Origin of the sequence: Alishewanella tabrizica, from assembly GCF_014652375.1 — a bacterium.
Classification (GTDB): Bacteria; Pseudomonadota; Gammaproteobacteria; order Enterobacterales; family Alteromonadaceae; genus Alishewanella; species Alishewanella tabrizica.
Genome location: NZ_BMYR01000015.1, coordinates 34,664 through 58,902, shown reverse-complemented (window position 1 = coordinate 58,902; position 24,239 = coordinate 34,664). Strand labels below are relative to the sequence as shown.

Annotated in this window: 27 protein-coding genes; 9 read left to right on the top strand and 18 right to left on the bottom strand. The window is 46.5% G+C overall.

The window, feature by feature from the left end; genetic code table 11:
- A partial coding sequence (locus IE070_RS15410; RefSeq protein ID WP_189484088.1) for a transposase occupies positions 1-523 on the top strand: 523 nt, incomplete at its 5' end.
- A 95-nt stretch (positions 524-618) separates the two neighbouring features.
- On the opposite strand, the gene IE070_RS15405 is transcribed toward IE070_RS15410, so the two are convergent.
- Entirely contained in the window at positions 619-1,101 is a 483-nt protein-coding gene (locus IE070_RS15405; RefSeq protein ID WP_189484087.1) for a hypothetical protein, read from the bottom strand.
- A gap of 82 nt (positions 1,102-1,183) precedes the next feature.
- Positions 1,184-1,783: a hypothetical protein gene (locus tag IE070_RS15400; protein ID WP_189484086.1), complete on the bottom strand. Its 600-nt coding sequence runs from the start codon at positions 1,781-1,783 to the stop codon at positions 1,184-1,186.
- A 157-nt stretch (positions 1,784-1,940) separates the two neighbouring features.
- Here IE070_RS15400 and IE070_RS15395 point away from each other — a divergent pair, with 157 nt between their 5' ends.
- Positions 1,941-2,951: a DUF3667 domain-containing protein gene (locus IE070_RS15395; RefSeq protein WP_229797104.1), complete on the top strand. Its 1,011-nt coding sequence runs from the start codon at positions 1,941-1,943 to the stop codon at positions 2,949-2,951.
- Between the two features lie 140 nt (positions 2,952-3,091).
- Here IE070_RS15395 and IE070_RS15390 read toward each other — a convergent pair whose 3' ends face one another.
- Positions 3,092-3,454 (bottom strand): hypothetical protein, encoded by a 363-nt coding sequence (locus IE070_RS15390; protein WP_189484084.1) that lies wholly within the window; start codon positions 3,452-3,454, stop codon positions 3,092-3,094.
- A 354-nt stretch (positions 3,455-3,808) separates the two neighbouring features.
- On the opposite strand from IE070_RS15390, the gene IE070_RS15385 reads away from it, so the two are divergent.
- Both IE070_RS15385 and IE070_RS16690 read left to right on the top strand, forming a co-directional pair.
- Complete coding sequence (locus IE070_RS15385) at positions 3,809-4,612, top strand: PEP-CTERM sorting domain-containing protein (RefSeq protein WP_189484083.1); 804 nt, start codon at positions 3,809-3,811, stop codon at positions 4,610-4,612.
- Positions 4,613-4,800: 188 nt separating this feature from the next.
- Positions 4,801-4,980, top strand: a complete 180-nt coding sequence (locus IE070_RS16690; protein WP_229797103.1) for an LURP-one-related family protein — start codon at positions 4,801-4,803, stop codon at positions 4,978-4,980.
- 88 nt (positions 4,981-5,068) lie between these two features.
- On the opposite strand, the gene IE070_RS15375 is transcribed toward IE070_RS16690, so the two are convergent.
- The 8 genes from IE070_RS15375 to IE070_RS15340 form a co-directional block, all read right to left on the bottom strand.
- Entirely contained in the window at positions 5,069-5,356 is a 288-nt protein-coding gene (locus tag IE070_RS15375) for a DUF4826 family protein (RefSeq protein WP_229797102.1), read from the bottom strand.
- A 343-nt stretch (positions 5,357-5,699) separates the two neighbouring features.
- Positions 5,700-6,056, bottom strand: a complete 357-nt coding sequence (locus IE070_RS15370; protein WP_189484082.1) for a barstar family protein — start codon at positions 6,054-6,056, stop codon at positions 5,700-5,702.
- A complete protein-coding gene (locus IE070_RS15365) occupies positions 6,053-6,457 on the bottom strand; it encodes a guanyl-specific ribonuclease (RefSeq protein WP_189484081.1) in 405 nt (134 codons plus the stop codon). The genes IE070_RS15370 and IE070_RS15365 overlap by 4 nt, the downstream gene beginning before the upstream one ends.
- A 74-nt stretch (positions 6,458-6,531) precedes the next feature.
- Complete coding sequence (locus IE070_RS15360) at positions 6,532-7,533, bottom strand: nuclease-related domain-containing protein (RefSeq protein ID WP_189484080.1); 1,002 nt, start codon at positions 7,531-7,533, stop codon at positions 6,532-6,534.
- A gap of 28 nt (positions 7,534-7,561) precedes the next feature.
- Complete coding sequence (gene hepT, locus IE070_RS15355) at positions 7,562-7,975, bottom strand: type VII toxin-antitoxin system HepT family RNase toxin (RefSeq protein ID WP_189484079.1); 414 nt, start codon at positions 7,973-7,975, stop codon at positions 7,562-7,564.
- A complete protein-coding gene (gene mntA / locus IE070_RS15350; protein ID WP_229797101.1) occupies positions 7,968-8,378 on the bottom strand; it encodes a type VII toxin-antitoxin system MntA family adenylyltransferase antitoxin in 411 nt (136 codons plus the stop codon). The genes hepT and mntA overlap by 8 nt, the downstream gene beginning before the upstream one ends.
- Positions 8,379-8,547: 169 nt before the next feature.
- A complete protein-coding gene (locus IE070_RS15345) occupies positions 8,548-9,027 on the bottom strand; it encodes a TlpA family protein disulfide reductase (protein ID WP_189484078.1) in 480 nt (159 codons plus the stop codon).
- A 122-nt stretch (positions 9,028-9,149) separates the two neighbouring features.
- Positions 9,150-9,602, bottom strand: coding sequence for a DUF4826 family protein (locus IE070_RS15340; protein WP_189484077.1), 453 nt, complete (start codon positions 9,600-9,602; stop codon positions 9,150-9,152).
- A 147-nt stretch (positions 9,603-9,749) separates the two neighbouring features.
- On the opposite strand from IE070_RS15340, the gene IE070_RS15335 reads away from it, so the two are divergent.
- Entirely contained in the window at positions 9,750-9,992 is a 243-nt protein-coding gene (locus tag IE070_RS15335; protein WP_189429784.1) for a type II toxin-antitoxin system ParD family antitoxin, read from the top strand.
- Positions 9,985-10,275 carry a type II toxin-antitoxin system RelE/ParE family toxin gene (locus IE070_RS15330; protein ID WP_189484076.1) on the top strand — a complete coding sequence of 97 codons (291 nt, stop codon included), beginning with the start codon at positions 9,985-9,987 and terminating at the stop codon, positions 10,273-10,275. The genes IE070_RS15335 and IE070_RS15330 overlap by 8 nt, the downstream gene beginning before the upstream one ends.
- Positions 10,276-10,391: 116 nt before the next feature.
- Here IE070_RS15330 and lpdA read toward each other — a convergent pair whose 3' ends face one another.
- The 7 genes from lpdA to ampD all read right to left on the bottom strand — a co-directional run bounded on the left by lpdA (position 10,392) and on the right by ampD (position 21,995).
- A complete protein-coding gene (gene lpdA / locus IE070_RS15325; RefSeq protein WP_189484075.1) occupies positions 10,392-11,804 on the bottom strand; it encodes a dihydrolipoyl dehydrogenase in 1,413 nt (470 codons plus the stop codon).
- A gap of 198 nt (positions 11,805-12,002) precedes the next feature.
- Positions 12,003-13,961 carry a pyruvate dehydrogenase complex dihydrolipoyllysine-residue acetyltransferase gene (gene aceF / locus IE070_RS15320; protein WP_189484074.1) on the bottom strand — a complete coding sequence of 653 codons (1,959 nt, stop codon included), beginning with the start codon at positions 13,959-13,961 and terminating at the stop codon, positions 12,003-12,005.
- Positions 13,962-13,972: 11 nt separating this feature from the next.
- Entirely contained in the window at positions 13,973-16,639 is a 2,667-nt protein-coding gene (aceE, locus tag IE070_RS15315; RefSeq protein ID WP_189484073.1) for a pyruvate dehydrogenase (acetyl-transferring), homodimeric type, read from the bottom strand.
- Positions 16,640-16,687: 48 nt separating this feature from the next.
- Positions 16,688-17,446, bottom strand: coding sequence for a pyruvate dehydrogenase complex transcriptional repressor PdhR (pdhR, locus tag IE070_RS15310; protein WP_189484072.1), 759 nt, complete (start codon positions 17,444-17,446; stop codon positions 16,688-16,690).
- Between the two features lie 421 nt (positions 17,447-17,867).
- Complete coding sequence (locus tag IE070_RS15305) at positions 17,868-20,060, bottom strand: TonB-dependent receptor (protein ID WP_189484071.1); 2,193 nt, start codon at positions 20,058-20,060, stop codon at positions 17,868-17,870.
- Positions 20,061-20,337: 277 nt separating this feature from the next.
- Positions 20,338-21,429 carry a regulatory signaling modulator protein AmpE gene (gene ampE / locus IE070_RS15300; RefSeq protein WP_189484070.1) on the bottom strand — a complete coding sequence of 364 codons (1,092 nt, stop codon included), beginning with the start codon at positions 21,427-21,429 and terminating at the stop codon, positions 20,338-20,340.
- On the bottom strand, positions 21,426-21,995 hold the full coding sequence (ampD, locus tag IE070_RS15295) for a 1,6-anhydro-N-acetylmuramyl-L-alanine amidase AmpD (RefSeq protein WP_189484069.1): 570 nt from the start codon (positions 21,993-21,995) through the stop codon (positions 21,426-21,428). Before ampD ends, ampE begins: the two co-directional genes overlap by 4 nt.
- A 68-nt stretch (positions 21,996-22,063) precedes the next feature.
- Between ampD and IE070_RS15290 the strand changes: the two genes are divergently transcribed.
- From IE070_RS15290 to IE070_RS15280, 3 genes are all read left to right on the top strand, one after another.
- Positions 22,064-22,582, top strand: a complete 519-nt coding sequence (locus IE070_RS15290; protein ID WP_189484068.1) for a retropepsin-like aspartic protease family protein — start codon at positions 22,064-22,066, stop codon at positions 22,580-22,582.
- A gap of 3 nt (positions 22,583-22,585) precedes the next feature.
- Positions 22,586-23,491: a carboxylating nicotinate-nucleotide diphosphorylase gene (nadC, locus tag IE070_RS15285; protein ID WP_189484067.1), complete on the top strand. Its 906-nt coding sequence runs from the start codon at positions 22,586-22,588 to the stop codon at positions 23,489-23,491.
- 68 nt (positions 23,492-23,559) lie between these two features.
- Positions 23,560-24,237 carry a DUF1294 domain-containing protein gene (locus IE070_RS15280; RefSeq protein ID WP_189484066.1) on the top strand — a complete coding sequence of 226 codons (678 nt, stop codon included), beginning with the start codon at positions 23,560-23,562 and terminating at the stop codon, positions 24,235-24,237.
- The last annotated feature ends 2 nt before the right edge of the window (positions 24,238-24,239 follow it).

Here is a 24,239-nt window from a genome sequence, read left to right as displayed (position 1 = left end):
TAATCATGTGCACTTACTGGCAACGCCGCAGATAGAAAATGGCCTCAGCCTGATGATGCAAGACTTGGGACGTTATTATGTGCGGTACGTTAATAAAAACTATGGCAGAACCGGCACGCTCTGGGAAGGAAGATATAAAGCAACCTTGGTTGATAATGATCGTTATTGTTTAGCTGTTAGCCGTTACATTGAGCTTAATCCGGTTAGAGCAGGTATGGTTGATCATCCTGCAGCTTATCCCTGGTCAAGCTATCAGGCGAATGCATTGGGTAAAGCCATTCAACTTTGGCAGCCGTTACCGGCTTATTTAGGTTTGGGTAAAACGACAGAGGAACAACAGGAATGTTATCGGGATCTTTTTGAAAAACCTTTTTCTGATAAAGTACTTGCTGAGATCCGTTTAGCCAGCCAAGGTGAGTGGGTGCTTGGCAGTGAGCACTTTAAGCAGCAAATCAACACCCAGCTTAAGCTTCGCAGAACAATCATCCCAAGCAGAAAACAACCTACTTATTCGGGCAATTAATCTTGTGGCCATAAGAACCTACTGGGTCAGCTCCTGAACGCCTAACTCACCAATCCACTCATTAAGCTGACGGTCAAACGAAGCGATTAACGCTGCTAAGATTGCCTACGCATAATGCTTCGGAGTAGGATAAAACCGAGTAAAACCACGAGCGGAATGGCTAATACGTTTTGTTTGTTATCGAATACACTGGCGGTTTCGTCCGGCATCGGCCCCATAACGGCTGCCGACGCAGATTTTTCCGACGTTGCCAAGGGCGTCGCTGCCACTACTGGACTGGTTTCAGCGGCCATCATTTGTTTTAACGTTAAGGCGGGAGGCGGACTAATTGGCCTTACCGTGCGGATTTGGTTATCAGGCACAAAGTTTGCGACATCAATCGGCCTAGGAATAGGATTACTGCAATAAGTCTCGAGCTGATACTTACTTTCTTGATAAATTCTACCAAAGGGATCTTGGCTAAAGCGTTTAGCTTGGTGCTCCAACAAAATACAGGCCGATTCTGTATATTGCTGTTGGCTATAAACCCATGGCGACGCCAGTAAAATGCAGGATAAAGCAAGAAGCCCGTAGCGCATAATTCATCCTTGAAGTAGTGATACTAAATGCTAACAAGCTTAGAACACTACGGCAAGACTCAACGCAAAAATCCTTATTAGCTTAAGGCGAATGACCCCAAGGTGCGGGTGGGATTTCAGGTAGAGGCTGGCTTAAATCAAAATCAATGCGCCAGCTCCATTCCTTACCGCGGACCGTGCCATAGGTATAGCGCACACCGGGTTCAATTTCGATCCGCCAGCCTCGATAAAAGCCAGACTCAGCGGTTCTCTCTACCGACTGAAAGTCATGCCGAATAACGCTGCCTTCACCATACGAAAAACCACCATACATGGTGATCTTGTCATCAGTACCTGCTTTAGTACGATGATCATGCCGCAGCTCCAGCCTATCTGCATGCTTGGTAAAAATCCACGTCCGAGAACGATTCCACTCTTGGCTTGCTTCCAACTCTATATGAAAAGGAACTTTTAATTGTGTTTCGCTACATTCGCGAAAATGCACAATCAACAATTCAGTACCCGTTAGCATATCATCGCCTGGCGGCTCCAAGGTCAATTTACCTGGATAAGCTTTACCGCACTGTAAGCTTAATTGTTGAAAAAACTGAGCAAAGACCGCTTGCTGCGGTTCAGTTGCCAGCACAGAAAGTGGCAAGGCCAAAATTAACCATAAAGCGTTACGTAATATTGCAAAATACATTCGTTAAGACTCTCTTTTAGTCAGTTTGCAGTTTAATGACATATTAGCAGATAAAGGAGTACATATTAGCTGTTTACCGTATCGCGCTAATAATTGCTATATAGTAATTAAGCTTAGGCCCTTTCGGGATCAGATCCCAAATAACACTTAGCAGCACTTGCTAAAACATTGTTTTCACGTACTATTTAATAAAGACACCTTAGCAGCGTGTAATCAAGAAATGGATGCAACAACACGGCAGTGCGATAATTGTTATACCGTATTACAGGGTAATTTTTGCCATCAATGTGGCCAAGAAAAAAAACATCACATTCGCCATGTTGGCGGTGTGGTAACAGAGTTTTTTGGCGAGTTTAGTAACTGGGATGCCCGTGTTTGGCGCACCTTGTTGCCTTTGTGGTTTCGCCCCAGCTTTTTAAGTCGTCGGTATGTGGCTGGGCATCGCGTGCCTTATGTTCCACCGCTACGTTTGTATTTATTTACGTCGATTATCGCCTTTTTATTGTTGGCAAAATTGCTGCCGAATAATGCGGTAACCTTAAATGACGAGAGTGCTACCCTGCCCTCGGTTGTCACCGGCGCGCCGGTTGATGCAGTGCAATTTCAGCAAGAATTAATGACGCAAATTCAAACCGATGCCAAAGCCGAAGGGATGGATTTAGACTTTTTATCGAGCGATGAAAACAGCACCTTTGGCCGAAAACTGACCGAGCTAAGCGCAAACCCTAAGTTGGCTATTAATAAATTTTTTAGCTTAGCGCCGCAAATGCTGTTGGTGTTGCTACCCATGTTTGCGTTGTTATTAAAACTGGTTTATTGCCGCAGTGGGCGTTTTTATACCGAACACCTGATCGTAGCGCTGCATAGCCACAGCTTTATATTGCAATTTAGTGTGCTTTACTTAGCACTAGAATTGCTGGCAGGAAAACTCACCGCATTCGCACTGCAAGAAGGTATCAGCCTATTGTGGCTTACAACCCCCGTCAGTTGGTTGGCGCAAGGGGTATTATTCTGGATCCCATTGTATTTGCTGCTATTCCAGAAATATTATTATGCGCAAAATTGGCGCAAAACACTGCTAAAGTTTTGGTTGGTCAGCTCCATCTATAATCTGATGGCACTAACTGCTTTAGTCGGCGTCATTATGTTAAGTATTTTATGGGCCTAAACGTTTAAACGGCTGAGCATAGTTATAAGAGCTGTACGGGTTTTTAACCGCTATGCTAATTTTAACCGCTATACGTGGTTTTAACACGATAGCTTCACCCCTAGCGTAACGCTTTCGGGTTTAACGCTATGCCCACACCCTTAGTGCAAGCTATCGATAATATCGGCTAAGTCTTGATGGCTGGTTTCGTAACCTCGGCCATAGCAGGTATTTTTCAGCAGCGATGCCGTGTGCTGACGTGGTGCATCCGCGGCTAAGAAGGGTGTAGGCGCGTTCTGTTGTGCCGTTGCTACAGGCTTGGCATCCGCATAATTTGCATCTTTAAATACAACACTTTTACTCGACGCGCCAGCAGAGGGATGCAACACCACATTGCTTCCCGTTGTGCCAGAATGGCTTGCTGCTGTGTTGTATTTTTTTGCCTGTGTACCCAAGTTACTCGCCACCTCTCCGGGGGGATTTGTTGATAAGCCTGAGCGGTTTGGCGTGTCTGTAGATTTCATGGCGCTCTCCTACTACCTTAGTTACATAACCCATGCCGCAATAACACCTGTTATGCCGTTATGCCTAGGTTGCTGCTGAAGGTAAAAAGTAGCTTGCTACGACATAAAGCCGATCACTAAAATAAGACCTTAACTGCAAGCGATGCTAATAAATACCTTACTAGGTTAACAGGCGAAATATTAACCGCGCATTAATCGCTGTCAGGTTCTTTTACACTTACCTTTGCCCCAAAAACAGGGAAATCATAAGCTATTGTTTTTATTTAAAATAAAATAAATGGCGTGATTATTGCTTAACATAGCTATAGCATAGTGCTTTTGTATTATCAGCACGCAGTACTAAGGAAGTATCGTATGAAAAAGTCTACTTTTATCCCTAGCTTAACGAAAACATTGCAAAGCATATTGTTGCTGTGTGGGTTAACTGCTGCCGCACAAGCTGCCATTATTACTCCAACTTTTGACGAATTTGTTCCTTTACCCAGCGCAACCTGGGGTGGTTCAGGTATTCCTAATGATGCAGTTGCTATCTCTAGATTTCGTAACTTTACTTTAGGTTTGTCAGCCCATGGCCGTTATAACAACTCGCCTTTATCTAACAATGGCGCAGGCACTTTTTATGCTGAACCAGGCAAAAATACACCACAGGGATCTATTCTTGAAGGCGCATTATGGAATTTCAATTTCTATGTTAATTTCCCAAGCCTAGATAATTTAGCTTCATCTGGTAACCCAGATGGATATGTATTTGAGCTTTTTTATGATTTCAATCCAAATTCAGATAATTCAAAATCAACACATGGCGTTTTAAATCTAAACCAATTGAGTACTACTGGTTTAAAAGATTGGAAATTTGTAGAGCAAATAGACAATGGAATACTTACCTATACTTTACAGGGCTCTCAAAACCTCAATTTCAATTTTTTGAGCAATAATGGTAATCCAACTTTTATTACTCCTCCAAGCGGTCAGTCTTTTGATGCAAATGCTAATGGCATATATACATTTGCGCTTACGGCATCTGTCAATAACGAAGAGAAAGCTAGATCTGCTATACGTGTAGAAGTTGGAACAAACAGCGTCCCCGTTCCAGCGCCTGCTACAATTGCTTTATTAGCCGGTGGCTTAGTATTACTGCAACTACGTAAGCGTAAATAGTACCCCGCTGATTTGACGAAAAACGCGCATGACATTATCGTCTGCGTGTTTTTTGTTTTAAGGCGTCAGTTTCCAAAGCTTTTTTAAGTACGAGTGCTGCCTAGTTTTTCAGATGATTTCAGCCTTCTATATCTTAGCTCGTTTGGCTAGTGCGTAAGCGCTTTTGGGCGTTTCTAACCAGTAAGTTTATGGTGCAAACCCCGCAAGGGCCGCTGGAAATGACTGGCAACTTTTGGCAGCACGAATACGAGATCCGGCAACAAGGCCAATTGGTGGCGAGCATTTCCAAAAAGTGGTTTAGTTGGTCTGATACCTATACGGTTCAGATCCAAAACCAGAGTGGACAGCGGAACTCTTGGCAGTGGTAATCGTCATCGACAGCTTGCAGCATAGTGATCGTAACTCCGGCGTGGGCGATTAGCGATTTAACACTAATCTACATCCCACAACTCATCATCAGCCGCCCACAAGGCTAGTAACTGCGCTTGACGGCTCAGTTGTTTCACCTTGGTGGTCAAACGGCACGGGTTGGGGTTGCCCCCCAGTACTATCGCCAGCCAGAATCCAGTGTCCGACAAACTCCAGATCTTCAGGGTCTTCTAATGCCCATAACCCAACATAAGGCGCGGTATACCTTTCCGACCAATCGCAAATAACGCCATGCGGGATTTTCTGGGTTTTTACGTAAGTTTCCAATGGCCGCAAACTGGCTGTTACACCAGGCCCAGTTTTGCGCGTCGTCAAAATCCATCTTCAAGCTACCGCATTGAATGAAGTTGTTACCTATGTCTTTGGTAACAACTTCTGCCGGACTTTACTTCGCAAGCTAACGACTTTCCGAGCGCTTTTCGCTCATTTTGACAATCCCCTTGGGTTACATCTATTCCAACGTTTTGCCTTTGGTTTCTTGAAAGTATTTGACCACAAAGAAATTACTGATACACGCCGACAGGGTAAAAAGCCAAGAGCACCCGCGAGGCTAACCGAGCCGGGCAGAATACTGAGGGCCATGCTAATGGCGAAAGTAACGAGGCTCCTCGGTATCTGACCCCGAAGGTTCTTCGAAGGTTCTTACCCCGAAGGTTCTTTAGCAAGGCTCAATATAAAGCTCAATATCAAGCGCGATACCTTTAGTACTCGCATAATCTTGAGTATCCCGCATAAGTTGCTGCCAATAAACCAGCGCCTGTTCGTCAACATTCGCCTTGCCATCGATGGCAAAACGCCAAACCGTTGAGTTTTTTAACGTATCCACTTCATCCAGCAATAGATCGTAGGCCGCATCAAAGTTACCCCCAAAATAGTCAGGAAACCGAAAAGAATGCTGCAAGCTGTTTAAAATGGTCTCTCGGTTAACTATGTTGTTAGCTGTTAAACCTATAGTGTTGGCGGGGGCAACAGCATGCAATAGAGAAATATGGCTGTTTATGTTAGGTAAATTCATGGAACGCCGCTAATTTGCCGGAAAGATTTGTAATGATCTTCTGTATAGTAAAAAACATCAGGTGGGTTCCCTCCCGTAACCACACGCCTCGGGCCACGATGAGAAAGGCCAGGTGTATCTACAGTATATTCCCGGTAATAACCACTGTGTTTAATAGGCAACAGACGTTCTCGATTATGAAAAGTAATACCATCCCGGTCGTATGGAAAGGGGCCATTATTACGGATACGCAATAGCGTTTTTTGTAATTCACGCTGCTGAGCAGATAGATGTTGTTTAGGGCCGTCGTGTTGCTCTGCCACAACATTTTGGAACCCTTCCTCAAACCCTTGGCTTAAATTACTACCTTGAAAATGGTAGATGCCAGCTATTACGAGTAACAGCAATAGAAACTTTTTCATAAAAATCCTTTTTTAAGTTATCAACCAATAATCATTACAGAAATGCAGTGCCTTTACAACACTATTGTCCCTCGCTAGCGATGCGGTCCGGTAACCTGTTGTTTATGGGCTTTACGCATCGCAGATTTCGCAGAGGCTGTAACATTGAGCTTGGCAGCAAACTGCCTAAGTTGCTCATCATTAAAACAAGGCTGGGAAAACTGTTGTATATAATCTGCTACTCGCCGGATATAACACACATGCGCAGGCAAAGGTGTTTTTAGCTTAGCGCGCTCACTAAAAGCCACCACCGAATGCACTTGTCTGCAATCTTGCGAAGTTAAGCCCAAGGCGAATTTTACTGCCTCTGTATGCTTATAATTCTGCCGCAACGGATTTTGAAAACGGTGTTTACGCCGAAAATGCTGTACTGTCCAATAGTCCTGCTGCTCACTACCGAAGATCCAGCCCCGGTAGTTTTTTACTTCCACCACAAAAATACCAAAACGGCTCAGTACCAGATGATCAATCTCGGTTAAATCGCCCTGCGCCGTCTGCAAGACCAGATTACGATAGTGCTGATAACCTTCTGGCAACCGCTGTAACAACACACGGTGTAATTGCCATTCAGCCATAGCCCCCAAAAACTGCGCCTGATTAGCAAACAACAGCCAAAAGACCAGGCGAAATAATATTAACGCCACCAGGAAAATAACGATGTAAGGAATATGCGGCTGAAATAGGCTGAACATCATAGCGCCCATATCAAGCTTAAATGGTACCGCGGCAGTGTTTTCAGGCGTGGCAGTTAAAACTACAGGCTCGGTGGCTGAGCTAGCTACCGTAGAAGACGCAATCGTTTTAGTCGGCACATTACTTAACACCAGCGGCTTAGCGGGTGCGGCTATGGGATTTTGGCAATGCTGGTTAAAATCCCGCAGAGCTTGCCGATAATGCCGACTTTCTGGCTGCGCCGCAAAACGGTCAATTTGCTGCTGCAAGAGTAAACACGTTGCCTCGGTATACTGCTGCTGGGCGAAAGTATTTTGAGAGAAAACCGCGCATAGCAGCAAAATCACACTTGATAAAACTCGCATCCATCATCCCTGATTAACGATATTACTTTTAACGTAAGGCTGCGCTGGCCTTCTGCATAAACTGAAACACCTGAACAAATTGCCGCTTTATCAGTACACGCTGCAATACCTCAACACTAAAATTTAAATAATCATGTACTAACGCATTACGCAAGCCAATAATTTTTCGCCACTGCAATAGCTCGCTTTGGTCTAACTTGCCGAGTTGGCTCAGCTTTTCAAAGCTACTATAAGCATCGCTTGGTGCAGATCCACTTTGCGCCTTAACCCAATGCTTGGCAATCCCAATTGCTGCTTCTACCAACACTTGTAACTGCCGTTCAGCCGCACTTTGTTCTATGCGGGATAAGGGTTGCTTACTCGCCGTGGTGGCAAGTTGTTCCAGCAATTCCAGACAAGCGTTGCAATGTTCTTCTATATGATCTAAATAGGCATTAAGCATAATGCGCCTTATGATAAAGATGATCTATTTCCCATTTTGACAGGGTACGACGCTCAAACTCCAGCCGGGCGAAATCGTCACAGCAGTAAAGCAGCCGATTGTCGCTAACGACAGTAAAAGCCAAAGGCAATGGCACTTGCTGCACATCAATAACTGACAGTTGGATAGCAGGTAACTCACGCTGCCAAGCCATCGCTAATAATTCAGGTGCTAAGCGGCGCTCCAGTGGATCCGGCTGATAAGTATTAAACAATACAGCTAAATCATAATCGCTGTCAGCATGGGCGGTGCCTCGGGCGCGCGAACCATATAACCATAGCGCGGCGATTTCTGCATTTGCCTCTGCCAATGCAATTAAGCGAGTTTGCATATCGGTTTGCGGCATAACATTCTCTTTGGGCATAAAATCTAAACCTAGTATACCCGTTTCCTCTTTCAAGATGCACGGGGATTGCATACCTCTTTAAATCAACTAGGTTTAGGCTAACATAAAATAGCCAACACAGGGATTTACTACTACGTTGGTTAACGCATAACCAGCGATATAAGCTCACTTAGCAGGACAACTATCGCTAACGGCTGCGCAGCCATAGCCCCAGCGCCGTGCTATACCCCAGTGACTTAGCGGTAATTTGACCTTTTTCATCAATCACATAATAGGTAGGAAAAGCTTGAATCTGGTAATCCGTTGCCATTTGCTGATTACCCAGCAATACCGGCACCTGTAAGTCTAAATCAGCGATAAACTCGCTTACCTGCTCGGCTGAATCATATTGCAGCGCAACGGCATAAACCGCGAGTCCTTCGTTATCGGCCGCTAAGTATTTGAGGTTTGGCATACTCAGTCGGCAAATCCCGCACCAAGGCGCAAAAAAATACAGTAAGGTTTTTTGACCTTGGAGCTGGGTTGAGCGAAATAACTGATCTTGTCCGGTTATCGCAATAAACGCGGGCGCAAGGCTATTTTCAGCCAATAAATCGCGCGCTTGATACCAACTAATCGCCAAAAACAGGCTTACTGCCAGCAAGATGGTTAGCAACCAAGATTTCATTTTGTAGTCCTTAAAGACGTTGCTGGGATAACTGTGCCATTACACCAAGCTGGTACATCATTTGATTAGATTTTGCGATCTAATGACAAGGTTTTGGTATCTGACCCCGAAGGAAGATCAGGTTAATCCACATACCACAACTCATCATCAGCCGCCCACAACGCTAGCAACTGCGCCTGACGGCTAAGTTGTTTCGCCTTCGTGGCCAAATCGCCGCTAAGCTCTGGGCTGCCTTGCCACGCTATACCTTTATTGGCGGCTGCGGCGAGCGTGGTCCATTTACGCGCAAAAGCGGCCATCGCATCACGGGGTTCGGGTAAATCGGTGGCGCTAAGGTGATCAAACGGCACGGGTTGGGGTTGTACACCGGTGCTATCGCCAGCCAGAATCCAGTGCCCAACAAACCCCGGATCCTCTGGGTTTTCGACTGCCCATAACCCGACATAAGGCGCGGTATACCATTCCGGCCAGTCGCAAATCATACCATGCGGGATTTGCTGCGTTTTTAAGTAAGTTTCAATGGCCGCAAACTGGCTGTCACACCAGGCCCAGTCTTGCGCGTCGTCTAAATCCATCTTCAAGCTCCAGCATTAAATGCAGTTATTACCTGTGGCTATGGTAACAACTTCTGCCGAACTTTACTGCGCAAGCTAACGATATTCGGAGCACTTTTAGCCTAATTGGGCTACAATTTGTGTTAACTAATCATACAGGAGCGACTAATGGCTAGAACAACCAGTGTGACAATTGGCGCACAATTGGACGACTTTATTAGCGAATTAATTGCCACAGGCCGGTATGGTTCCACCAGTGAAGTAGTGCGCTCAGCACTAAGATTACTGGAACGTCAGGAAAAACAACTGGTCGCGTTACGACAGGCTGTGGCAGCAGGCGAGCAAAGCGGAATAAGTGATTTAACACTAAGCCAAATCGCCGCTCAGGTGAAACAAAAGCACAATGTATAAACTTTCGCGGCTTGCCGCTGAAGACTTTTCCGCTATTTACGAATACACCCTGCTAAATTTTGGTGTCAGTCAGGCTGATGCTTATACGCAAGATCTAGAAAAGGTATTGGCGTTACTCTCTGAACATCCCTTTATTGGCATTGCCAGTGAAGAGAGTGGCAAGAATATCCGGCGCCACGATCATCAACACCATGCTATTTTCTACCGGAGTACTGATGGTAATCTTTTTGTCCTGCGAATACTCCACCAGCAAATGGAAGCGACACGCCATCTATTCGAGTAACGCCCTAGCTATTGGATCTCGGCGTCAGATGTAATGAGATTAGTATCATTAACAACAAAGGCCGCATTCGCGGCCTTTACTTTAAAAACTTAACTCAAACACTCAACTTAGAAAAATTATTTCTTCTTCGCTTTTGGGTTTGGCAAGTCAGTGATTGAACCTTCGTAGATCTCTGCGGCTAAACCGATAGACTCGTTTAGCGTTGGGTGAGCGTGGATGGTTAACGCGATATCTTCAGCGTCGGCACCCATTTCTACCGCTAAGCAGATTTCGCCCAGCATTTCACCGGCGTTAATACCGACAATAGCGCCACCAATGATACGGTGTGTGTCTTTGTCGAAGATTAACTTAGTGAAGCCTTCAGTACGGGCTGAGGCGATAGCACGGCCAGACGCTGCCCATGGGAAGGTCGCTGTTTCGTACTTTAAGCCTTGCTCTTTCGCTTCTTTCTCGGTTACGCCAGTCCACGCCATTTCTGGATCGGTATAGGCTACTGATGGAATGCAGCGTGGATCGAAGAAGTGCTTTAAGCCAGAGATAACTTCAGCGGCAACGTGACCTTCATGGACAGCTTTGTGCGCTAACATAGGCTGACCAATCACATCACCAATAGCATAGATATGGCCAACGTTGGTGCGCAGTTGCTTATCTACATTGATAAAGCCACGCTCATCCACGTTTACGCCGGCTTTAGCGGCGTCTAACAGGTTACCGTTTGGCTTACGGCCAACGGCAACTAAGATCTTGTCGTAACGCACTGGGTTAGCAGGGGCGTTTTTGCCTTCAAACGTCACGTATAAACCGTCGTCTTTCGCTTCTACCGCAGTGACTTTGGTCGACAGCATGATATTGAAATGCTTGCTGTTGTACTTGGTGTACGCTTTCACGATGTCAGCATCAGCTGCAGGGACTAACTGATCAGCAAATTCTACTACTGATACTTTAGAACCCAGGGCACGGTAAACAGTACCCATTTCCAGACCGATAATACCGCCACCTAATACCAGCATTTCGCCAGGAATATCTTTTAATTCCAGCGCGCCAGTAGAGTCGATAACGCGTGGATCATTTTTTGGAATAAATGGCAGGGCTACTGGCTCAGAACCGGCAGCAATAATAGCGTGTTCAAACGTGATAGTGGTATCGCCAACCTGTAAGGTGTTAGCGCCAGTAAATTTACCGAAACCGTTAACGACCTTAACTTTACGCATTTTCGACATACCGGCTAAGCCGTTGGTTAATTGACCAACCACTTTGTCTTTCCACTCGCGAATTTTGTCTAAATCAATTTGCGGTGCATCAAAGGTCACACCGTGTGAAGCCATTTCGCGGGCATCATCAATCACTTTTGCAACGTGTAATAGCGCTTTTGATGGGATACAGCCTACGTTTAAACATACGCCACCTAAGGTGCTACGTGCTTCCACTAAGGTTACTTCTAAACCTAAATCTGCGGCACGGAAGGCTGCAGAGTAACCACCAGGGCCAGCGCCCACTACTACTACTTGGGTTTTAATATCGTTGCTCATGGTTTTACCTTTTCATTAAGTCGGTTATCTGACAGCGTATCGTTGTAGGGTACAGCTATCAGGCGAAAAAAGTGGCGGAATTTTAACATCAGAGCCGCCGCTCTGTAACCTAAGATTGCACTAATAATCTAAAATTAATAATGCAACATTACGCCACGTTAACGGCAAAAGCCGCTTTTATCGTGGCGTAAGCCGGTTTTACATAATAATTTGCCGAATATCGGCCAGGTAACTGGCTAAGGTGGCAGTAAAGCGTGCCGCCATTGCGCCGTCAATTACCCGATGGTCGTACGATACTGATAAGGGCAGCATTAACTTAGGTTCAAAGTCTTTGCCGTTCCATTTTGGTTTAATCTCCGATTTTGAGACACCCAAAATAGCCACTTCAGGCGCATTAACGATAGGCGTAAAGGCTGTACCGCCAATGCCACCTAAGCTAGAGATAGTAAAACAGCCACCTTGCATATCGCTGGCAGTTAGTTTGCCATCACGGGCTTTAACTGAAATGTCCTGCAGCTCACGCGACAATTCGATAATGCCTTTTTTGTTAACATCCCGTACTACCGGTACCACTAAGCCGTTTGGTGTGTCCACCGCAATGCCAAGGTGGATGTATTTTTTCAGGATCAGGCTAGCACCGTCTTCTGATAATGAGCTATTAAAGGTTGGGAATTCTTCCAACGCCTTGGCCACGGCTTTCATAATGAACACGAGCGGTGTGTACTTCACGCCCATTTTCTTTTTCTCGGCCAGGGTGTTTTGCTCTTTGCGGAAGTCTTCTAAGCCGGTGATATCGGCTTCGTCAAACTGCGTAACATGCGGAATACGTACCCAGTTCCGATGCAAGTTAGCACCTGAGAGCTTTTGAATACGCGACAAGGCTTTGGTTTCTACTTCGCCAAACTTGGCAAAATCGACCTTTGGCCATGCCAGTAAGTCAAAACCCATATTATTGCCGCCAGTGGTTGCGCCTGCCGCCGGAGCTACTCCGCTTTCCACTTGCTTCACTAATTGTTTCACGTAGTTTTGTACGTCTTCTTTGACCACACGACCTTTACGACCCGAGCCTTTCACCTTAGCCAGATTAATCCCAAATTCGCGTGCTAAGCGGCGAATCACTGGCGAAGCGTGAGCATAGGCGCTGTTTTCGACAAAGCCATCCGCTTGAGCCGGAGCAGGTGCTGACGCTGTTGCAGCCGCTGGTGTGCTAGCAGGCGCACTGGCAGATGCTGGTGCACTGGCAGCTGCTGGTGCAGAGGCAGGTGCGGTCGCTTTGGCAGAACCGGCCACTTCAAACACCATAATCAGGCTGCCGGTTTTTACCTTGCTACCGGTTTGTACTTTGATGTCTTTTACCACACCGGCGAACGGTGCTGGCACTTCCATTGAGGCTTTATCACCTTCAACGCTCAGTAGCGATTGATCGGCAGCAACCTTGTCGCCAACTTTAACCATAATCTCGGTGACTTCCACTTCATCACCGCCGATATCGGGTACCGCAACCTCTTTTTGCTCGGTGCTGCTTGCTTGCTCTGCCACGGGCGCTGCAGATGCGCTAGCTGCGGCTGGTGCGCTGGCAGGCGCTGGCGTAGCCGCTTTCGCAGAACCCGCCACTTCAAACACCATAATCAGGCTACCCGTTTTCACTTTACCGCCCGTTTGCACCTTGATCTCTTTGACCACACCGGCGAACGGCGCAGGCACTTCCATTGAGGCTTTATCACCTTCAACGCTTAACAGTGATTGCTCAGCCGTGACAGTATCGCCGACTTTGACCATAATCTCAGTCACTTCCACTTCGTCACCGCCAATATCCGGTACAGCGACCTCTTTTAGCTCAGCAGTGGCCGGGGCAGCAGCGTTTTCAGTAGCCGGTGCCTCTGCTTTCGCAGGTGCTGGCGCGGCTGCAGCGGCGGGCTTAACGTCGTCACCGGCAAACACCATAATCAGGCTACCGGTTTTAACTTTATCGCCCACGCTAACTTTAATTTCTTTAACAGTACCGGCAACGGCTGCGGGCACTTCCATGGATGCCTTATCACCTTCTACGCTTAATAGCGACTGATCCGCGGCAACGACATCGCCAACCTTGACCAGAATCTCGGTAACTTCAACCTCATCGGCACCAATATCTGGTACTTGAATTTCTATCGTCATGACAAATCCTCTTATGCGTACAGCGGGTTGATTTTGTCAGCGTCGATGCCAAATTTCTTAATCGCATCAGCCACTACCGCTTTCTTCAACTCGCCCTGCTTCGCCAATTCGTTCAGCGCAGCGACTACGATATAACCGGCATTCACTTCAAAGTGACGGCGCAGGTTTTCGCGGCTGTCAGAACGACCAAAGCCATCAGTACCCAATACTTTATAAGCATTGCCGGGTACAAAGGCGCGGATTTGCTCGGCGTAGCTTTTCATATAGTCGGTTGCTGCAATGGCCGGCGCTTTGTTCAGCACAGTTGCCACAAAAGGCACTTTCTCGGCAGCATCTGGGTGCAGCATATTGAAACGCTCACAATCCTGGCCATCACGCGCCAGCTCGTTAAACGAGGTTACCGAGTACACATCTGACGCTACATCGTAGTCTTTGCTTAAAATATCAGCGGCTTTACGCACTTCATTTAAAATGGTGCCTGAACCTAATAGCTGCACTTTACCGCGACCACCATTAAAGGACTCCAGCTTATAGATCCCCTTACGAATACCCTCTTCCGCGCCTTGCGGCATGGCCGGATGATGATAGCTTTCGTTCATCACGGTAATGTAGTAGTACACATTTTCTTGGCTTGGGCCATACATACGGCGGATACCGTCTTGCATAATAACGGCAAGTTCGTAAGCGTAGGTTGGATCGTAAGAGATACAGTTCGGTACCGTACCGGCCAGAATATGACTATGACCATCTTCGTGCTGTAAACCTTCGCCGTTTAGCGTAGTACGCCCGGCGGTAGCGCCTAATAAGAAACCGCGCGCTTGCTGATCGCCTGCTAACCACGCCATATCGCCGACGCGTTGGAAACCAAACATCGAGTAATAGATATAGAACGGGATCATCGGTAAATCGTTGGTGCTATAAGACGTGGCTGCAGCAACCCAAGACGACATGGCACCCAGCTCGTTGATACCCTCTTGCAGTACCTGACCACCGGTATCTTCTTTGTAGTACGACACCACTGAACGATCTTCTGGCGTATAGTTCTGACCACTTGGGTTATAAATACCAATTTGGCGGAACAAGCCTTCCATACCAAAGGTGCGGGCTTCATCGGCAATAATCGGCACAATGCGCTGACCAATGCTCTTGTCTTTTAACAGAATATTTAAGGCACGCACATAGGCTAAGGTGGTAGAGATTTCACGCTTTTGCTCTTCTAATAACGAATCAAAAGCTGACAACTCTGGCAGCGTTAAGGTTTCGCTAAAGTTTGGCAAACGAACTGGCGTATAACCATGCAAGGCCTGACGACGATCGTGCAGGTACTTAAGCTCTGGCGAACCTTCTGGCAACTTAATGTACGGTAAGTCGGCGACTTGCTCTTCGCTAATGTAGTCTTCTAAGCCCAAACGGGTACGCAGTTGTTTTACATGCGTCAGGTCCATTTTCTTCACCTGGTGCGCAATGTTTTTACCTTCTGCCGCATCGCCCATGCCATAACCTTTTACAGTTTTGGCTAAAATAACCGTTGGCTTATCGGTGCAGGCTTGCGCCGCTTTAAAGGCCGCAAACAGCTTCGATGGCTCATGACCACCGCGTTTTAAGGCGAAGATTTCTTCGTCTGTCATATCCGCCACTAAAGCAGCGGTTTCTGGGTAACGACCAAAGAAATGCTTACGCACATAGGCGCCATCATTGGCTTTATAGGTTTGGTAATCGCCATCCAGCGTTTCGTTCATCAGCTGTAACAACTTGCCAGTGGTATCTTTGGCCAGCAGTTTGTCCCAACCACGGCCCCACACCACTTTGATCACGTTCCAGCCAGCACCACGGAATAAGCCTTCCAGCTCTTGAATAATTTTGCCGTTACCCATTACTGGGCCGTCTAAGCGCTGTAAGTTACAGTTAACTAAGAAACACAGATTGCCCAGTTTTTCACGAGCGGCAAAGCTGATCGCACCGCGTGATTCTGGCTCGTCCATCTCGCCGTCACCTAAAAAGGCATACACGCGCTGTTCGGTAGTATCTTTTAAGCCACGGCCATTTAAGTACTTTAAGAAACGGGCCTGATAAATGGCGGTGATTGGGCCTAAACCCATTGAAACGGTGGGGAATTGCCAGAATTCCGGCATTAATTTCGGGTGCGGATAACTAGATAAGCCAGTGCCATCGACTTCTTGGCGGAAGTTATCTAACTGCGCCGCCGTTAAGCGGCCTTCCACAAAGGCGCGGGCATAAATACCCGGTGAAATATGGCCTTGATAATACACTAAGTCGCCGCCGTCTTTAGCGTTTGGCGCACGGAAGAAGTGGTTAAAACAGGTTTCATAAAAGGCGGCTGACGATTGGAACGACGCCATATGGCCACCCAGCTCCAAATCTTTTTTCGAGCCACGCAGCACGATCATAATGGCGTTCCAGCGGATCACCGAACGGATACGTCGTTCCAGATTCACATCACCTGGGTAAGCCGGTTCTTGCTGTGGTGGAATGGTGTTGATGTAGTTAGTGGTCACGCCGGTTGGCATATCAACGCCTTCTAGCCGGGCTTGCTCTAGCACTTGCTCAAGCAAAAATTGCGCCCGTTCTACCCCTTCGGTACGCACCACCGACTCCAACGCTTCTAGCCACTCTTTGGTTTCTAAAGCGTCGACGTCAACCTTACTGACTTCAGACATATCGAGGTTTCCTATGGTTAATCACGCCCCCGGCGTGCTGCAAAAATATTATGCCTGCTGTGAACGACGAAGCGAGCGCTCAATGCGCGATCGTTCTTTGCTCACTTCTAGCAAGGCTTCTTCTATAAAGGCTAAGTGACCATTACTGGCTTGACGGGCAAGCTCTGGCGCTCGGCTAATGACCGCTTGCATTAGCCGCCGCCGATGCTCATTGAGCTTATCAGCGATACCGTCACGTTCTTGCAACGCAGCTAAATTTAAACGGATATTTTGTTCGGTTAGCGGCGTTAAGCTTCTAACCAAATGTAACAACACCACATTATGCGAGGCTTCGGCCACCGCCAGATAAAACTGACTCACGGCTTTCGCTTCCGCTTCGGCATCTTGCAATTGCTGGTTCAGACAAATCTCTTCGTATAAGGTTTTGATTTTTTTGTGGTCAGCCTCGGTACCACGTAGTGCCGCATAGTAGGCACAAATGCCTTCTAGCGCATGACGAAACTCTAAAAAATCAAACTGCGAATCAGGATACTGTGCCATAAGCGTAAACAGCGGATCCGTGAGATCTTTTACTAAATTGTCGCACACATAGGTGCCACCGCCTTGGCGTCGCGTTAACAACCCTTTGGCTTCTAATTTTTGAATCGCTTCGCGCAGTGACGGCCGCGATACCGCAAAACGCTCGGCCAGCTCGCGCTCCGATGGCAACTTTTGCCCAGGCTGAAAGCTGCCTTCCAATAGCATATGCTCTAACTGCGACACAATCTGATCAGACAGCTTAGCGGGCTTGATTTTTAAATCGGCCATAGCGGGTAAGTTAATCCTTGCTTTTGCTATCAAGGTAAATTGGTCTTACCAATTTACCTTAGGTGGACAGCAGGCTATCATTTTCTACGCAGGATGTAAATAAAGCAGATTTTTTGCTTGCTGGCAACCTAGAAATAGTTAGAGTAAAGACTCGAATTAAGATGAAAGTTTCACTATTAAAACAAAATGGTCTGACCAATTGTCACTCGGTGATTTTACCGCGGTAGTTTATATTGTGTTTAAGGCGCCTTGCCATCATGCACAGACGTTATATCACCTGCACAGCAAAGTAGGATGATTAAATCGGGCAATATCCTTATTCGACACAAACGAAATTGATACCTAATGGCTGAGCATGCAGTAAAAAAATCCCAGCAGGTAGTACACCCTGCTGGGATTGCCAAATTAATGTTACAACGCTTTAAAATTGGACCGTATAACGAACTCCAACTTCACGGGCATCGTTGCTTAATATCCGTAGTACATAATCACCCGTATTTAGTCTGGCATTATCATAACGCTCATCAAACAGGTTTTGCGCGTACAATGAAACAGACCAATCACCTTGAGCAGGTTTATAACGCAGATCCATATTAACTAATTCACGGCTGGCAATGCGTGTAAACCGACCACTATCGCGACTCGGTTCACCAAACATCTCATCACGGTAAGAGTAATCTAACCGTGCCGATACTACGGCACCGCCTGTTATATTAAATTCATACGTTGCACCCAGAGCAGCTGTAGTATCAGGCGTTAAGGGGGCAACCGGTTTAACTGCACCCAATTGCTCAACATCAACGTCAATATAGCCTAGCGCACCATGTAGTTTAAACGCATCGGTAACAAACCAGGTCCCTTCCCATTCTATGCCGCGCGATGTTTGACTCACGACCAAATTAGTCGTACTAAACCCGCCTTCAGATGTGGTGCTAACCTGATAAGGTAAATCATCAAACTCAGTATTAAAAATTGCAATGCCCATAGCAAAGTTGCTATTAACTTGCCCTTTTAATCCAATTTCGTAGTTTACTGCAGTAATATTTTCAGACGCCACTAAACAGGTTGGATCGCCGAACAAACAATAGGGTCTAGCGGGGAATTGACCCGACTGATAGCCACTTTGAACGCTGGTATAAATATTTAAACCGTTCTCTAGCGTATAATTCGCTGACAGATCATAGCTAAGTTGACTCCAACTATCGCTTGCCGAGAAGGGACCAATGCCAACATTCGCCGTTACATCCTTTTTATCGCGATTAAAACGAACCCCACCTGCAACGCGCAAGTTATCTAATAGCATGTAGCCAACGTTAACAAATACCGCACGACTAACCGAACGCTGATCTAACGCCAGTAAGTTTGCACCACCATTAAACCGTGAGTTACTGCCTTGTCTGTTATTACCCTCTTCCGTGAAATAATAAATACCAGAAACAAAATCAACTTCACCGATATAGCCATTTAACTGTAATTCAGCAGAGGTTTGATCAGCATCACCCGTTTCAGGGTAATGATCTAAGGCAAAAATCGTGGCGTCATCATCTAAACCCGCTTTATAGTCTGAGGTACGGTGACTAATGATGGCTTTGGTGGCTAGGGTATCTGATAACCCCAGATCTATTGTTAAAGACACCCCATTGGCTGCGTTGCTGACATCGGTTACATCAAGCGTGCCAGTAGCATTATCATATATATTTGCAGCAACATCGGTATTACGTAATGGTCCAACTGGCGTTGGTTGGCCGAAACGTTCCCCCGTAAAATAAGCGCCAGTAGGCACTTCATCTATTAAGGTCGTGTACGGACGTAGCCCGCCTTTACCATCGTTTGCGTCTGCTGTTAAGGTGAAACTAAGATCATCTTGCGGAGTATATTTTACTGATAAACGACCATATGCTTCCTGGGTTTCACCCACATCATATTTTGCATTGGGTAGATTAATAAACTTACCAAGACCATCCCTTTCGTTGTAGCCGGCATTCACATTAAACGCTAAGTTATCCGAGACTTCGCGGTTAATGAATATATCGCCTTTTAAACGACCACGTGTCCCAACGGTGGCGGTGGCTTTGGTTACTGCCACTTCATCGGGTTGTTTGGTAATGATATTGATAGCACCACCGATCGAGTTACGCCCATACAAGGTGCCTTGTGGGCCACGTAACACCTCAATACGCGCGATGTTATTAAGATTCCAGTTTTGACCAACCTGCCGCCCAAGATAAACCCCATCGACATAAACACTCACACCAGGATCAGTGGTAATTAGGTGATCTTGTAAACCGATACCGCGGATAAAAGGATTAGCCGACGACGTATGACCCGCTGAGAAACCAGTAACATTTAAATTAGGAACAAATTTACCCACATCAGTAAGATCAGTAATACCTTGCTCAGCAAGGGCATCGCCACTAAACGCACTGATTGCTACAGGGACTTCATAAATTGCTTGAGTGCGCTTTGTTGCCGTCACTTCAATGATTTCAATTTTGCTTTGATTTGTTTCATCTTCTTGTTGTGCGAAGGCTGCTTGATGAAATAAAGCCCCTAGCGAAATGGCAATAAGACTAAGTTTAGTTGTTACAGAAGAAAAAGCCGGTTGAGTCGACATGTGATGGTGTGCTCCTGATTATACTGCCCAGCATGCGGGCAAACCGACCGATTATAAAGATCCATAAGCACGCTGTGAAGAACGTAAAAAGAATTATTTAGGCACCAAGCAAAGCGAGCGTTAGCGGCTAAATGCTTAGCGCCCATTAAATAATCGGCAGGTTGCAACCGCGGAGAAAAATTAAACGAATTACACTTAAAAAAAATGCCAGTCATTACTATTGACTGGCATAATTAATACCGTTTGTATCGTTAACGGTTATAGAAAGGAATACACCTTACCCCAGCCAGCCGGTTAAGGTCAGGATGGCAGTAAAGGCTAAAAAGAAGAGCATATTACGCTTAGCCAATTGCACCATCGCACTGGTATCGTCGACCGGTTGCAGGGGCGTTTCAATAATAGGTTCAGCAGCTTTCGCCACATCGGTTATCACTTGCTGATTATTAGCGCTGAAATCTAAAAAGTAGCTTAACAAGGCATTAGACGCGCGTGAAAAATAGCCTACCAACGCAAAACCTAAACCAAATAAACGGGCCGGAAACCAATCTGCCCAATGCAGTAAATAATGTACGGCATCTTTGGTTGTTTCTGGATTTTTTGTTGATTCGCTAAACGCAGACGCAGACTCAGAAACAAAGGGCGCAGTGTCATCCGCCTGCTCTGTTGCCGCAACCTCTGCCGCCTGCACAATACTGGGCTCAGCCTGCGCATCAGCATAGACATTGGCTGACGAACTTGAGGCTGCGCTCTCGTCTGCGCTGCGCTCAAATGCGCTGCCGTTGTATGTGCTACGCATGTCTGCCGTGGCGTGCTCGTCTGTTGGTTCAGCCTGTTGCGCGTCAGTTGCGGCTGACGCCACACCACCTTGCTCATTTAAATACCGTAATAGTGCATAGGTAACGACACCAAATACCCCAAGCACTAAAAACCAAAACACCACAGCAGCATAATACCGAAAATTTAACCATACCAATAACAAGCCATTGGAATCGTCTACGGTACTGCGGCTGTCAGTACGAATTTGCTGCATGCTTAAATAGGCGGCTTCGTCATCACCACGATCTTGTGCATTTAAAAACTGTTTATACAGCTGCCGATAATGCCAACAGCCGATCCCCACCAATAATACTAGGGTATTCACGATTAAACTGAGTAAGCGGCTATCTACCAGATGCAGCAATAACGCCAGTACCGCACCAGGCAGTAAAATCCACAGATACCGGCCCAAAGTATGGTCGGCAAGTTTGCTCAATCCTGAGCGAGCAGTGAGTTTAAGATATGCTTGGCAGTAAGGACGCGCTTGCCAAGCATCACTGCGTACGGCCAGCCGCTCTATAATTAATGCCAATAACATACTAATTAAGGTCATGCCTTGTTCTCCTTTAGCGCTTGTTTATAACGCTGCCAATCAAAAGCAACACCAGGATCGGTTTTTCGACCTGGCGCAATATCACAGTGACCAACAATTCTATCAAGGGTTATCGCCGGATACTGTTGCTGCAAATACCGTGTAAGCTGCACTAAACGGGTATATTGCAAATCAGTATAGGGGATAGTGTCGGTCCCTTCTAACTCGATGCCAATAGAAAAATCGTTACAACGCTCACGCCCAGCAAAAACACTTATGCCAGCATGCCAACCCCGTTTTGCAAATGGCACATATTGATAAATCTGGCCATCACGCCAAATGACACAATGTGCCGCAACACGTATACCTTGCAAATCAACAAAGCTGGGATGCGCTGTGGTATCAAGAGTACCGCAAAACAGCGCATCAACGTAACTGTTTTGCGGATCTTTAGTAAATTGCCCGGCGGGTAAACTAATATTGTGGATCACCAGTAAATTAATAGGTTCGCCAAGAGGACGATCATCGTAATGCGGCGACGGCCGTTGCACCAAGGTAACGAGATCATCAGAAGAAATACTGCGCATGCGGAATTTTGCCTTTTGCTGGCGGTCTTATTAAGCTGTAACAATATTGTCGATGCTGGATGAAATATATGCAAGCACCTGAAGTGAGTTCTTCGTTCGGGAAAATTTTTACGTTAATCACCTGGTTACTGCTGGGCAGTGGCTTATTTTGGTTTTTTCAGGACTATTTAAGCAAACAGCAAAATCCTAATCAACGCTTACAAAGCAATGTGAGTGGCCAGCAAATCAGCACCGAGCTTATTCGTAATCGCGCCGGGCACTATCTTGGCGTGGCGTATATTAATGGCCAGCCCATCGAATTTTTATTAGACACTGGGGCAACCACTGTGGCGATTTCTGAAGCGGCAGCCATTAAATTAGGGCTAATTAAGGGACAACCGATTCGGGTATCCACCGCCAACGGCGTAACAACCGCATGGCGCAGCGAAATTGCCGAATTAAAACTGGGGCTGATTACCTTAACGCAAGTACCTGCCAGCATCGTACCCAATTTAGCCGGCACCGAGATATTATTAGGTATGAGTGCGCTAAAACAGTTAGAATTCCGCCAACAAGGTAATCAACTTACGCTGATTCAAACCATTTAACTTATGACGAACCCTGCCATGCCCTATCAACATCCGTTTTTTGCCGACGAAATGCGTCGGGCCGTAGCCGCTGCCTTAGCCGAAGATCTGGGCTTTCAATCCTTAGCATTAGGCGATATTACTGCATCCTTGATCCCTGCGTCCCAACAGGCCAGCGCCACCATCATAACCCGCGAAGAGGGGGTGATCTGTGGTACCGGGTTTGTCGATGAAGTGTTTACGCAATTAACGCACGCCGCTGCAAACAACGGTGCTAACGCGGTAGTTATTCACTGGCACGTTGCTGATGGTGATCGCGTTGCCGCGAATAGCTTGCTATGCACCTTAACCGGTCCAGCGGGCGTTTTACTGACCGGCGAGCGTAGCGCCCTTAACTTTTTACAATTACTCAGCGGCACGGCAACCACCACGGCGCATTATGTACAGTATTTACATGGCAGTAAAACGCAGCTGTTAGATACTCGCAAAACCCTACCAGGCTTACGCTTTGCCCAAAAGTATGCTGTAAGTTGTGGCGGTGGCGCTAATCACCGCTTTGGATTATTTGATGCCTTTTTAATTAAAGAGAATCATATTGCGGCAGCTGGTTCTATTGCTGCGGCGGTTCAAACCGCACGCACCAATTTTCCGGGTAAACCCATAGAAGTAGAAGTTGAACATTTAGACGAGTTAACGCAGGCACTTAATGCCCAAGCCGATATTATTATGTTAGATAATTTTAGTTTAGCCGATATTCAACAGGCGGTGACGCTGAATGCAGGCCGCGCCAAATTAGAAGTGTCTGGTAATATTACTAGCGAACGCCTAGCCGAATTGGCCGCTACTGGCGTTGATTTTATTTCCAGCGGTGCGTTAACCAAGCATGTTCAGGCACTCGATTTATCCATGCGATTACTTAGCCGGAGCTAACCCATGTGGGTGTTTTCTACTACACTAACCGACAAGCAGCAGTATGCTGAGTCGGTAAGGTGTGGCAGATGCAACTGACAGGCAAGGTGGTTTTTTGGCAAGATCAAAAAGGCTTTGGCTTTTTGCTGTGCGATCAAACCCAACAAAAGCTGTTTTTTCATATTCGGGACTTTTTACCGCAACCTGTCGAAACTCGTAAAGCAAGGCCGGTAGAAGGGGATTGTTTGGCCTTCACGCTAGGCCATGATAAACGAGGACGGCCAATAGCAACGGGGTTACACTGGTTAGACAATCACCCTGTAACCCGCGCGGCAACTCAAAACACCTTAGCCCGTAATAAAAATATTGTCGATTTAAACTATACCCAAGATATGGCCTTGTACTTTCGCGCCGCCTTTTTAATGCTGGTGATTATTGCATTGCTGTTTGGAACCCTACCGTATTTATTGCCCATGTTGTATTTAGAGGCGAGCCTGTTTACCTACTGGCTATACCAAGCCGATAAAAACGCGGCAATTGCCCGTCAACCGCAACGATTACCCGAAGAAAGCTTACAAATGTTTAGTCTTATTGGTGGCTGGCCGGGCGCCTTATTCGCCCAAAAAAAGTTAGCGCACAAACGCAGTAAAGCCTTATTTCAACGGGAATTCTGTCTGATCGTCTTGGCTAACTGTATTATGCTTGGATGGTTGCTATCGCAACATGGCCAACAGTTCTTAAGCCGTTTTGCTTTCTTTAGGATGTAAAG

Excerpts from the sequence above, each read along its gene's own strand:
- IE070_RS15405 (WP_189484087.1), bottom strand. The coding sequence starts at position 1,101 with ATGCGCTACGGGCTTCTTGCTTTATCCTGCATTTTACTGGCGTCGCCA.
- IE070_RS15400 (WP_189484086.1), bottom strand. The coding sequence starts at position 1,783 with ATGTATTTTGCAATATTACGTAACGCTTTATGGTTAATTTTGGCCTTG.
- IE070_RS15390 (WP_189484084.1), bottom strand. The coding sequence starts at position 3,454 with ATGAAATCTACAGACACGCCAAACCGCTCAGGCTTATCAACAAATCCC.
- IE070_RS15385 (WP_189484083.1), top strand. The coding sequence starts at position 3,809 with ATGAAAAAGTCTACTTTTATCCCTAGCTTAACGAAAACATTGCAAAGC.
- IE070_RS16690 (WP_229797103.1), top strand. The coding sequence starts at position 4,801 with ATGGTGCAAACCCCGCAAGGGCCGCTGGAAATGACTGGCAACTTTTGG.
- IE070_RS15370 (WP_189484082.1), bottom strand. The coding sequence starts at position 6,056 with ATGAATTTACCTAACATAAACAGCCATATTTCTCTATTGCATGCTGTT.
- IE070_RS15365 (WP_189484081.1), bottom strand. The coding sequence starts at position 6,457 with ATGAAAAAGTTTCTATTGCTGTTACTCGTAATAGCTGGCATCTACCAT.
- IE070_RS15360 (WP_189484080.1), bottom strand. The coding sequence starts at position 7,533 with ATGCGAGTTTTATCAAGTGTGATTTTGCTGCTATGCGCGGTTTTCTCT.
- hepT (WP_189484079.1), bottom strand. The coding sequence starts at position 7,975 with ATGCTTAATGCCTATTTAGATCATATAGAAGAACATTGCAACGCTTGT.
- mntA (WP_229797101.1), bottom strand. The coding sequence starts at position 8,378 with ATGCCCAAAGAGAATGTTATGCCGCAAACCGATATGCAAACTCGCTTA.
- IE070_RS15345 (WP_189484078.1), bottom strand. The coding sequence starts at position 9,027 with ATGAAATCTTGGTTGCTAACCATCTTGCTGGCAGTAAGCCTGTTTTTG.
- IE070_RS15340 (WP_189484077.1), bottom strand. The coding sequence starts at position 9,602 with ATGGATTTAGACGACGCGCAAGACTGGGCCTGGTGTGACAGCCAGTTT.
- IE070_RS15335 (WP_189429784.1), top strand. The coding sequence starts at position 9,750 with ATGGCTAGAACAACCAGTGTGACAATTGGCGCACAATTGGACGACTTT.
- IE070_RS15330 (WP_189484076.1), top strand. The coding sequence starts at position 9,985 with ATGTATAAACTTTCGCGGCTTGCCGCTGAAGACTTTTCCGCTATTTAC.
- lpdA (WP_189484075.1), bottom strand. The coding sequence starts at position 11,804 with ATGAGCAACGATATTAAAACCCAAGTAGTAGTAGTGGGCGCTGGCCCT.
- aceF (WP_189484074.1), bottom strand. The coding sequence starts at position 13,961 with ATGACGATAGAAATTCAAGTACCAGATATTGGTGCCGATGAGGTTGAA.
- aceE (WP_189484073.1), bottom strand. The coding sequence starts at position 16,639 with ATGTCTGAAGTCAGTAAGGTTGACGTCGACGCTTTAGAAACCAAAGAG.
- pdhR (WP_189484072.1), bottom strand. The coding sequence starts at position 17,446 with ATGGCCGATTTAAAAATCAAGCCCGCTAAGCTGTCTGATCAGATTGTG.
- IE070_RS15305 (WP_189484071.1), bottom strand. The coding sequence starts at position 20,060 with ATGTCGACTCAACCGGCTTTTTCTTCTGTAACAACTAAACTTAGTCTT.
- ampE (WP_189484070.1), bottom strand. The coding sequence starts at position 21,429 with ATGACCTTAATTAGTATGTTATTGGCATTAATTATAGAGCGGCTGGCC.
- ampD (WP_189484069.1), bottom strand. The coding sequence starts at position 21,995 with ATGCGCAGTATTTCTTCTGATGATCTCGTTACCTTGGTGCAACGGCCG.
- IE070_RS15290 (WP_189484068.1), top strand. The coding sequence starts at position 22,064 with ATGCAAGCACCTGAAGTGAGTTCTTCGTTCGGGAAAATTTTTACGTTA.
- nadC (WP_189484067.1), top strand. The coding sequence starts at position 22,586 with ATGACGAACCCTGCCATGCCCTATCAACATCCGTTTTTTGCCGACGAA.
- IE070_RS15280 (WP_189484066.1), top strand. The coding sequence starts at position 23,560 with ATGCAACTGACAGGCAAGGTGGTTTTTTGGCAAGATCAAAAAGGCTTT.